Genomic DNA, 11,480 nt, shown 5'->3' with positions numbered 1-11,480 from the left:
CATGCTTTCAAAATGTCCTAACCTGTGTGACTACGGCTATACAATTTGGCGTTTAATGGAAAATTTTGTTCTATTATTAATAACTTGAGCTAACACGTCTTCCCACATACCCATAATTTTTTCGACACAAAATCGTTCGGTTACTTCTGGCGCACGAGTAGCTAAAGACTTGCGTTCTTGTTCGTTAGACATCAGTCGTTCCATTGCTATGGCTAATGCTGAAACATCTTCATTGGGAACCAAAATACCATCTATCCCATCACGAATAATCTCTCGTGGACCACTAGGACAATCTGTGGATATAATTGGTAATCCACATGCCATTGCTTCACAAATAGCATTGGGAAAGCCTTCAAATCTGGAAGACATAATAAACAACTCTGCTTGTTGCAAAAAAGCATAAGTATTGTTCACCATTCCTGGAAAATAAACGCGATCGCTTAATCCCAATTGTTTACACAAAGATTCCAATTCTGGACGTAGTTTTCCATCTCCTAAAATAGTCAATGTCCATTGTGGATAATTATCTTTGACTTTGGCAAAAGCTTGTAGCAATAAATCAAAACCTTTTTCTGGAACAAAACGTCCCATAGCAATGAGCGATCGCTCTGTTGAAAGTTTATCTAATGACTGTTTTTTTATTGGTGGTAATACAACCATATTAGGGATAATACTGCTCTTATTTTGCAGTTTTAATGGGAAATAATCTCTTGCTCGCTGAGTTTGAAAAACAATTTTATCTGCAAATGAATAAGTCCATTGCCGTAGTTGTTGCCAATTCCAACCTAAAGAACTTTTTCCGGGGTTACTACGTTCAGAAACTATTACTGGTATGTTCAACCACCGCGTTGCTAATAAACTATTGATATTTATTTTAGACATGAAGCTAATTACAACATCTGGGTTGCTATTAATAATTGCATTTCGTAGTATTCGGATACGTTTTAAGTTATTCCAAATGCCAATCATTGTATTGGGAGATTTTTTAGCTATACCCAAGGGAATGTAAATTACATGGAAGTCTAAAAAGAAGTCGGGTATTTTATTGTCATCAAATGTTAGTAGAGTAATTTGCCATCCCTTGGCTGACCAGTAATTTGCCATGATTGATATAATACGTTCGGCACCACCATAGGTAAGAGAATGAATGATTAATGTTATTTTCATTTGTGGGAATGTTTAAAATCACACAGAGGCGCAGAGAATAGACATTAAGAAAGGAGTTAGATAGAAATTAGCTTGTTAATATAGCAGAATTTTTTTTGAGCTTTTTATGAGCAAAGTATGATAAAAATGAGAATGCTAAGGCAGAAACGCAGGCTGTTGATAAAGCGATACCTACAACGCCAAAATAGTGGAGAAATAAATAGTTTAAAACAATATTGTTGATGAGATTGTATGCCGAAGCCCACATTAATATATGATTGGCTTGCATTGCTGAAATTAAGCGTACTACTAAAATTCCTGCTACATGAAAAGGAATTTGGAGAGCAAAACAATTTTGGATTCTAGCTACTAAATGAGTGTCATCAGCAGTAAATGAACCTCTTTGAAAGAGTATTTGGACTATAGATTCAGAAAAGATAAATAAGAATGCTGACAATAAAGTAGTTGTAACAAAGATGATCTGTATATATCGCTTAAGTGTGCGACATGTTCCTACCCAATTGTTAGTAGCTATCATTTTGGAAAAATAGGGAATCACAGCAGTACTCAATGCTGTAGTGGCTAGAGACATGGGGAATGCAATTATTTTGTTACCGTAATTGAGTGCTGCTACACTACCAGGTAACAACATTGCTGCCATAGATTGATCCACTAAATTTGTACTACACATTAAAAGTCCCCCTGCAATCATGGGGAAATATTGGCGAACAACTTGACGTAGATTAGTATCAAATCCATACCATTTGGGAAGCCAAGAAATGCCTTGTCGGTGCAGTGCTATTCCTAAGATAATTATTTCTAGTACTGCACCGCAGACTAACCCAGCGGCTAAAGCGAAAATACCCCAAGATTTGAGCATTAAAAGTAATATGACGGTAACAGTTGGGGTAATAATTGGTGAGAATGCTGCTAAAGCAAAACGTTCTCCTGCATTCAACACAGCACCCCAGATAACAACGATCCCACTTAAGAGAATAAAAGGTGCGATCGCGCAAAGCAAATGAAAAGTCAGATCTAACTTTTGAGGACTAAATCCAGCTGCAATTCGTGGTAAATACAAAGGTGCTAGGATTACCATCAATATTGTTGTGATTAATAGCAATCCCAAGCCGCTGATTGTGGCTCCACAAAAAAGCCTTTGAGCAGCTTTTGTACCTTCCTGCTCTCGAACCTGCATATAAGTAGGTATGAGAGCAGTATTAAAAGAACCAGCGATGACATTGATAATAAAAGAAGGAATCAGCAAAGCAATTAAAAACGCATCTATATCGTCTCCAGTACCAAACCTTTGAGCAACCAACAATTCTTTACCAACAGCCGCCACCTTAACCAAGGCTGTCAATAAACCAACTATCATCGCAGCACCAAAAATTTGGCGATCGATAGAGCCATTTGTCAGGTTCTTCCAACGATCAACTAAGCTTTGCATTTCTCACTCTCTGTGCGCGTCTTGCCTTGAAAAGTTTAATTCGTCAGAAACCGGCATTTCAACTTTTTGCTGCGTCTCTGCGTGAGCTACAAAGTGAGGTCTACGCAGTAAAGATAATTGAGATAAACTCATATATATCTTCAGTAAACGTAAATATAATTTCCCCTTCAAAGTAATCCCATAAACACAGTTAAAATTCTTAACAACTTCTCCGCCAAACTTTTCTTTAAATTGATTAATACCTAATTTTTCCTGATCTGTACTTCCCCTATACCAACCGCCAAAATCATAAGTTGAAATGCCTAAATTCTTAAATCTGACAATATCTTGCCAGTGATGGTAACGATTTGCTCGTCCCAAAATCGATTGATACGAAGTATCATTATTTTTTTTCAAAGATGCAGAATGTAAAAGACGAACTCTATTTTTAGTACGGTAATAAACATGCCACACTAAAGATTCACCATCTTTTAACTTGACACGTGAGATATCAATTACACCAGCATCCACGCGATTTTTTAGTTGAATTCTGTTAATTTTAGTCAAGCCTTTTTGGGAAGCAAATAAATCATAAAATTCACAAAATTCATTAAGTATATCAGAGTCAGTTTGTTCCCAATATTCATAAATAACTTCGTCTTTTTGCTCTGCTCGCCTAATCTTATATTTATCATTACTACTGATACTTCCCCAAAGTTCATCATGACTTTTAGTTAAATCAATCACTCTTGTGTAGAATTCATCAGACTGACCACCTTTAATAGGGTGTATCAATTGCCTATAATGGACTACATCTACATTACGTAATTCCTTTGGATTTTCATCAAACCAAACTTCTCCCACGGAAAAAATAAATTTTTTTGTAACAATTAACATTTTTTTAGTCCTTACTACTTTATTCAAACTAAACTTCTTGAAATACCCTTGTAGCTAGCAGATTTTAATTCTGATTGCCTACACGTGCTAATAAATACCTAAAAATCCTAAATTATTCGTGAAAACCTCTCTTTATTCTTCTTATACCAATTCACTAAAAGTTTGAAACAGATCCAAATCTAGAAACCCTTGTCAAACAAGGATTTCTTAATTTTGAATTTTGAATTGGTATTATCTCTGCGTCCACCGAAGTTCAGATGCCTGCGGCAGCCGGTTCGCGGCGTTCCCGTTCGTGGTAGCGTTGCGTAGCAAAGGATGGCCAGCGCTCCGACTTCTCTGTGCGTCTCTGCGTGAGATAAAAAATCATTTTCACAAATCAAATAAAATTGCTACTAGCCAAAGTTTCAGTTATTTAACCTTGGATCAAAAACTAATCGATAACGCTTTCCATCCACACATGCAATCCATTTATGTTCATCAATTTGGTGAGCATCAATATGGTGCATACCTATTTGATTCCAACCCACTCCACTTGCTTGAATAACTGGATTATTCTTAATTTCCTTCTCTTGATAATTTGTTGTTGTCAATTCAGTTATCTCAAACCCTCGAACTTTATGACCATATATGCGCTCACAGTCTTGGGTATATCTCACAATTTTGCCATCGAATACTATAACTCTACCCGCTGGTCTTGCAATATTTTTATTTCCCTGAATTACAGGACTTTTCGGATGTTCAATCCAAACACCCATTAAATCTTGAGAATAATAAAGACGTAATGTATTTCTTGCTTCTGATGTTGCAGTTAACAGCCACCAAAGATTATTGTATTGAAAAATACTAGGGTCTACAAAATCACTTTGAGCGAGTAAAGTTTTGACGTAAGACCATTTTCTTGGGAAATTAATTGCTTTATATAAACGAATAGAACTAGCTTCAGAAGTTTCTGGAATCATATAATATTCATTTTGAAACTTGAATACATACGGATAAGATAAATGAAACGGCTCATCAAGTACAATTTGTTGGTAATTCCATTTGTATGCATCATTGCTAGTTGCTAGTCCTATTACTCCTTTATTTTGCTGACCATTTAATACTTCAAAAAACATATACCAAATGCCGTCCTCACGAAGCATAAATGGGTCAGCAACAAAGTGCGCTGGAACATCTGTTATGTCGTTAGCAGTCAAAACTGGATTAATAATTGTGTCTGGACAAACCAAATTGAAAGGAGAGTTGCCTATATAAACTCCAATTGACCACTCACTTCTTCTTGTGACAAAAATCTTGGCTATATTTTTAATCCCAGCCAAATATTTATTATTTACTCTAGATACTCTATCGAATACCTCTGAAATACTGCTGATATTAGAATTTTTGGACATATTTATTCTTGCGTTTGATACCAATTTTAAAAAATCATTTGACACATAGATTGTTCAAGCCAATGTGTAATCACATTTTCACAATCCAACATCTAAAATTAAGATTTTGCCTGTGCCAGCATATTCATGTTTGGCTTGATTTTGAGTGAAGTATGGCTGGGAATATTTGCTCCCAAATAACTATTTAAATTTTGGGGTTTATATCCTGGTACTAATTGTTCAAGTAAAAACAGAATCAAGTTGATATCATTTTTCACTGCTGCTTGACACAGAGTTGCTACACTAATATCCAAATTTTCTGGAATCATCCTACTAGCATTTTTTACTACTAACAGCTTTTCGTGTTCGGTCGGCTCATATTCTTCGCCAGGAATAAATAATTCTTCAAATAATTTTTCTCCTGGACGTAAACCAGTAAATACAATCTCAATATCTTGGTTAACTTCGTATCCTGAAAGGCGAATTAATTCCTTCGCTAAGTCAACAATTTTCACAGGTTTACCCATATTCAGCATTAAAACTTCCCCACCACGACCAAGTACCGCAGCTTGCAAAACTAGTTGAACTGCTTCGGGAATAGTCATGAAATAACGACGAATATCTGGATGAGTAACTGTTACTGGTCCACCTGCTGCAATTTGTTTTTTAAAGGTGGGAACTACACTACCTCGACTGCCTAAAACATTGCCAAAACGCACTGTGACATAAGGTTTGCCACTTTCTCTTGCAGCTTGTAGCACCAACATTTCAGCAATTCTTTTACTAGCACCCATAACATTAGTAGGATTAACTGCCTTGTCTGTGGAAATCATCACGAAATGTTTCACATCATATTTCAAGGCTAGTTCTAGTAAATTTTTTGTTCCCATTACATTGTTCGTGATTGCTTCTACTGGATTTAATTCCATTAATGGGACGTGTTTATGAGCAGCAGCATGAAAAATTACATCAGGTTGTAAAATTTCAAATGCATGTTCTAATCGAAACTTGAAGCGAATATCAGCAATAAAGGTAGAAATTTCAGGAGTGTTAATGGATGATTTACATTCATCTTCAAGTACTTGGACAAGTTGTTGTAATTCTTGCTGGATGTTGAACACAGAGTTTTCTCCATGTCCCATAAGTATCATTTTTGCAGGATTGCATTTAAAAATTTGACGGCAAAGTTCGCTACCAATTGAACCACCTGAACCTGTGATTAATACTGTTTTGCCTTGGAGGAATTTAGAAACTTTTTCAAAATCTATTTGCACAGGTTCACGTCTGAGCAAATCTTCAATTCGTATATCTCGAATGCTGTCAACTCGCACACGACCATTGAGGATTTCATGTATACCTGGTAAAGTGCTCGTTTGAGTTCCAGTTGCTTTGCAAATATCTACGATTTCTCGAATAACTCCACCTGTAACTGTCGGCATAGCAATGATAACTTTATGGATTTGCAGAGATTTTAAAACATCAGGAATTTGATAGCGATCGCCAACTACAGGAATCCCACGTATATATGCTCGAAATTTGCGAGGATCGTCATCAATAAAAGCAACAGGATAAAACCCTAATTGAGGATTTCTTTGCATTTCTTGTACCAGAGAAATTCCAGCATTTCCAGCACCAACTATTAAGACACGTTCTTGTGGATTAAATACTACGCTTCGCTGACTAAATCTTTCTACAATCCGAATACTAAAACGCAGTCCTCCAATGAAGATACACGAAAGTAAACCATCGATTAAGGGTAGCGATCGCGGCAGTACATCCAGCCCTAAATATGGTAGAAATTCCATAGCATCGAAGAATATTGCTTGGATTAATACCGCAATAGCCATAAGTATAGTTATATATAAAAGTTCTTCAATACTGGCATAGCGCCAGTAAAGTTTATAAAAACCAAAATTCCACAATACAGTCAGTTTGATTGCTAGAAAAAGTGTTGTTGCAATTGCTAATTGTGATTTATATTCTTCAATGAAAAATTTACCATCTAAACCTAAGCTCAGAGCCAAAAAAGTTGTTCCTAAAAAAACAATAATATCAAAAACAAACAAATGCCGATTTCTGATATTTAGCAAGTTATTTAATAATTTGTTCATTAATTTTTGAGGCAACCAATTAGAAACGAGTAACAATAATAAATTCATGCCTGTCAAAACCTCTAGATAATCTAAATAATCATTGGTTTTGTTAAATAATCAAATATAGTCTTCTATCCCCCAAAGTCAGGTTTTTTACTGTGAAATTACCCTCTAATTGCACAATATAGGGATTTAAGACTGTAAATGATTTGTCTAACTTAAATTAGATTATTAATTTTTAGAAAATTAACTATCTCAACCGCAAAAGTGAGTGTACATCTTATTGGGCACGATCATTTTTATCAAAGAGATATTTTTGCTCAAAAGAAATACACCTAAATTTTTGAATAAAACATTTAAAATTAGGTAATAGTCGTCTATATGACTATTAAAACTTGTTGTTGTTAATGTTTTATCCTTCTAACAACTTTGTAGCAGTTTCTTATCTGTTGCGTCATGCCAAATTGGCGTAACTTGTGCATATAAAAAGACATAACCGTTTATGCTTATTCATATGTTAGTAATTATTGTTACCGGAAAAGATGAAGAAAGCCCCTGCCAATGGAATTGGTAGCCATAGCAGAGAACAGGCAACAGGCTCTTGATATCGGGGTTTTACGAGCAGTTTGTCTCCTAAACTATCCTTCGACTGCTATAAATAAACAAAACCCGCCTGCGCGGGTTAAAAAGCTTGCTTTTTGGTTAATTTAGGTTGAGGGCTTTACTTATGTACTGGCGAATTATATTCGCACAATACTTTTAAAACATTCTGAATTCTGAATTCTGAGTTGTGACTTCTGTTAAACCTTTGCTTCCAAAGATTTGAGTAATTCGGTATTCACACCCGATTCACGAGTTAGGGCGATTTTGCCAGTGCGGGCGATTTCTCTGAGACCGAATTTTTGTAACACCTGCACGATCGCTACCATTTTACCTGGATCTCCCACAACTTCTAAAGTTAGAGAATCTTCCGCCACATCCACAACTCGCGCCCGGAAAATCTGAGACAGTTCGATAACTTCAGAACGATTGCTGCTGGTAGCATTCACCTTCAACAGCATTAATTCTCGCTCTACACAAGGAGTTTCGGTAATATCCTGTACCTTGAGGACATTGACTAACTTGTATAATTGCTTGGTGAGTTGTTCGATCACGCGATCGTCACCAGGTACAACCATCGTAATTCGTGAAACTCCTCCCTGTTCAGCCGGGCCAACAGCAAGGCTTTCAATATTAAAACCACGACGGGCAAATAAACTAGAAATGCGGGACAGAACACCCGCCTCATCTTCTACGAGAACAGAAAGAGTATGTTTCATTTTCGCCAGCAGAGGCTAGAGCAGGATTTGAGTAACGCAGACACTAGCTAAAGGCTGCGCTAGACGTACTGCTCCACTAAAAAATAATAAGTGAGACTTTTTATTTTAAACTTAATAGCTACACTCATTTCAAATGATAGAGATAATTTGTCCACAAATTATTTCGTAAGCAGGATTCTCTTTGAATGCATATCTTTTCATGGACAGATGTACCATCTGGTTAAAACTTGTATATTCAAAGCTGATTGAACCTTTAATTGGAGATAAATTGTTATGGGTTGGTTACAAAGACTATTTGGAATGGAAAAACCTCAAAATGCTGAAGTAAACCCTACTCCACAGGCAATACCCCAAACTCCTACTGCTACTGCTGCGCCTACCGCTACACAAACAATACCGCCAGAACGTCTAGGATTAAATGGAGAATATGACCAAAGTGGTCTAGCCAAACGAGTAGCCTTGGCATTCGACCAAGACGCCCAACTTGATGATGTTAATACCCTTTGGGTTGCTCAAACAGGCAGCACTGTAGTATTAAAAGGTAAAGTTCCCAATCAACAAATCCTTGACAGAATGATTTCTGTCGCCCGTACTGTGAACGGCGCCACAAACGTTGACAGCAGCCAAACTACCGTCGGATAAAAAGAGGACAGAGGAGACAAGGTAGACAAAGAGAATAATTCTTAACCCTTGTACAGACGCGATTCATCGCGTCTCTTTGATTGATCGCGTCTCCTAATTCCTCTCAATCCAATCTAAAATCGCTTGGTTCACTTGTTCGGGACATTCATCATGGGGACAATGACCCACGTCTTCTAAATTCAGCACTTCCAATTTCTCGTTATATTGGGCAAATTGGCTAGCCAAAGCTGGCGGAACAAAGCGATCTTTTTGTCCCCAAATTAAGAGCATGGGAATTGTTAAGGTTGGTAATACTGCCTTGACATTGGGACTAAAGTTAATTCCAATTGTCGCTTTAAACAAAGCACTAAAAGCCCTCGCCGAACCCCGATCTTGGGGAGGGCCAGCTAGAATTTCTATCAGTTCATCGGTAATCGCTTCTGGGTTAGCGTAGGCTAGACTAGCCCAGCGACGCAGCACTCCAGGACGGCGGACAAAGTTAAACAAAGGTTTGAGAATCAACGGCGAAGCGACAATATTTTTAATTCCTCTCACCACTGGTCGCAGCGCAGGAGGAATTGCTTCTTGCTCCAGTGAAGGATCGGGTAAACTCATCATCACCATACCCCGCACCATGTCGGGATGAGCCGCGGCCGCCGCTAGAGAAATCAGCGAACCGTTGGAATTGCCTATTAATATTGCTGGTTGGCGGATAAACGTTTGCCAAAAATCGTAAACTTGTTCTACCCAAAGTTCGACGCTATAATTAGCTGCGGCTTTTTCCGAAGCGCCAAAACCCAGCATATCTAGGGCGTAAACTGTGTGATGTTCTGCCAACACCTCTAAATTATGTCGCCAATGACCAATGGAAGCGCCAAAGCCATGTAACAGAATTAGAGGTTGTGTCTTTTCGTCATTTTTGGCAGAGCGAATATAAGTATAGCGAGTTTGCCAACCCCGCCAAACCCAATCTCGTTGATTGCCAACTCGCTCTTGCCAGTGTAGTGTAGTGGTCACGTCGCTTCGCTCCGAATTTAAAATTCAAAATTCAAAATTAATAATCCCCTTCGTTTTCGATCGCAGTTCTCTATAACTTTTTAGCGTTGAAATTCTATTATAAAAAAATTGCTGAAATGTCCGTGATATCGCAATCCTTGTAGAGAGGTTGCATTGCAACCTCTCTACATTTGGATTCATAATCGCTATACTTGAGATACTTAGCAAAAGTCAGTTTTTTGGTGGTTGCAGTCATGGCGAATTGATGACTCAATACAGCTATTTTATGCAACAAAGAAGATGAGTGAGAGAAAATCGTCGTCAACACAGACGCGATAAATCGCCGTCTCTACAAGGGACATCTGGTGAAAATGACGTAAGGGCAAACGGCCGTTCGCCCCTACCAAGGCTTTCGGGCAACGCATAATTAATTTCTACCAGATGTCTAAGGGACTGATTCTTGTACAGACGCGATGAATCGCGTCTTACTTCGCCAACTCCTTCGCCCTCGTTTGGGAATCAAACTTTAATTTATTATCCCACTGCTGTGCTTTGTTGAACTTTTCAACAGCGCCATCAATATCATCTCGCGCTAACTTTTCACCTTGGATGACTAACACTGTCGCCCCCAGCACCAACCGAGATGGAGTTTGGCATGTTTGCAATTCTTCTAACACTTCTGGATGGGCAATGAGGTAATTATTTAGCAAGTTGCAACCACTGAGTAATAAATTATCGAAATCCAAGTCCCATAAAATTATTGTTTTGTCATCACTAACAGAAGCTAACTGTTGTCCATTGGGACTGTAGGCGACATTAATGATCCCACGGCTATTACCAGTTAAGGATTTGAGGAGTTTACCACTGCTGACATCCCAGATTTTGATGGTCTTGTCAAGACTAGCGGAAGCTAACTGTTGTCCATTGGGGCTGTAGGCGACGCTATAGACCGAATCGCTATGACCAGTCAGGGATTTGAGGAATTTACCACTGCTGACATCCCAGATTTTGATCGTGTTGTCAGCACTAGCGGAAGCTAACTGTTGTCCATTGGGGTTATAGGCAACGCTATTAACCGTACTGCCATGACCAGTCAGGGATTTGAGGAATTTACCACTGCTGACATCCCAGATTTTGATCGTGTTGTCAGCACTAGCGGAAGCTAACTGTTGTCCATTGGGGCTATAGGCAACGCTAATGACCGCACTGCTATGACCAATAAGGGATTTGAGGAATTTACCACTGCTGACATCCCAGATTTTGATCGTGTTGTCAGCACTAGCGGAAGCTAACTGTTGTCCATTGGGGCTATAGGCAACGCTAATGACCGCACTGCTATGACCAATAAGGGATTTGAGGAATTTACCACTGCTGACATCCCAGATTTTGATCGTGTTGTCAGCACTAGCGGAAGCTAACTGTTGTCCATTGGGGCTGTAGGCAACGCTATTGACCGTATTGCTATGACCAATAAGGGATTTGAGGAATTTACCACTGCTGATATCCCAGATTTTGATGGTCTTGTCAGCACTAGCAGAAGCTAACTGTTTTCCGTTGGGGCTGTAGGCAACGCTATTGACCGTATTGCTATGACCAATAAGGGATTTGA

9 protein-coding genes are annotated in these 11,480 nt (G+C 38.4%); 1 reads left to right on the top strand and 8 read right to left on the bottom strand.

Annotation, left to right across the window (positions count from 1 at the left end; genetic code table 11):
- Positions 1–36: 36 nt before the first annotated feature.
- From ACM0OY_RS22895 to ilvN, 6 genes are all read right to left on the bottom strand, one after another.
- On the bottom strand, positions 37–1,167 hold the full coding sequence (locus ACM0OY_RS22895; RefSeq protein ID WP_414571135.1) for a glycosyltransferase family 4 protein: 1,131 nt from the start codon (positions 1,165–1,167) through the stop codon (positions 37–39).
- Between the two features lie 67 nt (positions 1,168–1,234).
- The gene (murJ, locus tag ACM0OY_RS22890) at positions 1,235–2,596 is read right to left on the bottom strand and encodes a murein biosynthesis integral membrane protein MurJ (protein ID WP_414571134.1); all 1,362 of its coding nucleotides are present in this window, start codon (positions 2,594–2,596) and stop codon (positions 1,235–1,237) included.
- Positions 2,597–2,599: 3 nt separating this feature from the next.
- Positions 2,600–3,472: a hypothetical protein gene (locus ACM0OY_RS22885; RefSeq protein WP_414571133.1), complete on the bottom strand. Its 873-nt coding sequence runs from the start codon at positions 3,470–3,472 to the stop codon at positions 2,600–2,602.
- Positions 3,473–3,876: 404 nt separating this feature from the next.
- Positions 3,877–4,863 (bottom strand): hypothetical protein, encoded by a 987-nt coding sequence (locus ACM0OY_RS22880; RefSeq protein ID WP_414571132.1) that lies wholly within the window; start codon positions 4,861–4,863, stop codon positions 3,877–3,879.
- Between the two features lie 98 nt (positions 4,864–4,961).
- Positions 4,962–6,953, bottom strand: a complete 1,992-nt coding sequence (locus ACM0OY_RS22875) for a polysaccharide biosynthesis protein (RefSeq protein WP_414571131.1) — start codon at positions 6,951–6,953, stop codon at positions 4,962–4,964.
- A gap of 782 nt (positions 6,954–7,735) precedes the next feature.
- Entirely contained in the window at positions 7,736–8,254 is a 519-nt protein-coding gene (gene ilvN / locus ACM0OY_RS22870) for an acetolactate synthase small subunit (protein ID WP_414571130.1), read from the bottom strand.
- A gap of 273 nt (positions 8,255–8,527) precedes the next feature.
- On the opposite strand from ilvN, the gene ACM0OY_RS22865 reads away from it, so the two are divergent.
- The gene (locus ACM0OY_RS22865; RefSeq protein WP_414571129.1) at positions 8,528–8,896 is read left to right on the top strand and encodes a phospholipid-binding protein; all 369 of its coding nucleotides are present in this window, start codon (positions 8,528–8,530) and stop codon (positions 8,894–8,896) included.
- Positions 8,897–8,989: 93 nt separating this feature from the next.
- On the opposite strand, the gene ACM0OY_RS22860 is transcribed toward ACM0OY_RS22865, so the two are convergent.
- Both ACM0OY_RS22860 and ACM0OY_RS22855 read right to left on the bottom strand, forming a co-directional pair.
- On the bottom strand, positions 8,990–9,892 hold the full coding sequence (locus ACM0OY_RS22860; protein ID WP_414571128.1) for an alpha/beta fold hydrolase: 903 nt from the start codon (positions 9,890–9,892) through the stop codon (positions 8,990–8,992).
- A gap of 464 nt (positions 9,893–10,356) precedes the next feature.
- Positions 10,357–11,480: WD40 repeat domain-containing protein (locus tag ACM0OY_RS22855; RefSeq protein ID WP_414571127.1), on the bottom strand; the 1,124-nt coding region annotated here is incomplete at its 5' end.

The organism is Nostoc sp. CCY 9925, assembly GCF_963920935.1.
GTDB lineage: Bacteria > Cyanobacteriota > Cyanobacteriia > Cyanobacteriales > Nostocaceae > Nostoc.
The sequence above is the reverse complement of the archived record's forward strand: the minus strand, read 5'-3'. Positions and strand labels throughout refer to the sequence as shown.

Coding starts and splice junctions, on each gene's coding strand:
- ACM0OY_RS22895 (WP_414571135.1), bottom strand. CDS start 1,167: ATGAAAATAACATTAATCATTCATTCTCTTACCTATGGTGGTGCCGAA.
- murJ (WP_414571134.1), bottom strand. CDS start 2,596: ATGCAAAGCTTAGTTGATCGTTGGAAGAACCTGACAAATGGCTCTATC.
- ACM0OY_RS22885 (WP_414571133.1), bottom strand. CDS start 3,472: ATGTTAATTGTTACAAAAAAATTTATTTTTTCCGTGGGAGAAGTTTGG.
- ACM0OY_RS22880 (WP_414571132.1), bottom strand. CDS start 4,863: ATGTCCAAAAATTCTAATATCAGCAGTATTTCAGAGGTATTCGATAGA.
- ACM0OY_RS22875 (WP_414571131.1), bottom strand. CDS start 6,953: ATGAACAAATTATTAAATAACTTGCTAAATATCAGAAATCGGCATTTG.
- ilvN (WP_414571130.1), bottom strand. CDS start 8,254: ATGAAACATACTCTTTCTGTTCTCGTAGAAGATGAGGCGGGTGTTCTG.
- ACM0OY_RS22865 (WP_414571129.1), top strand. CDS start 8,528: ATGGGTTGGTTACAAAGACTATTTGGAATGGAAAAACCTCAAAATGCT.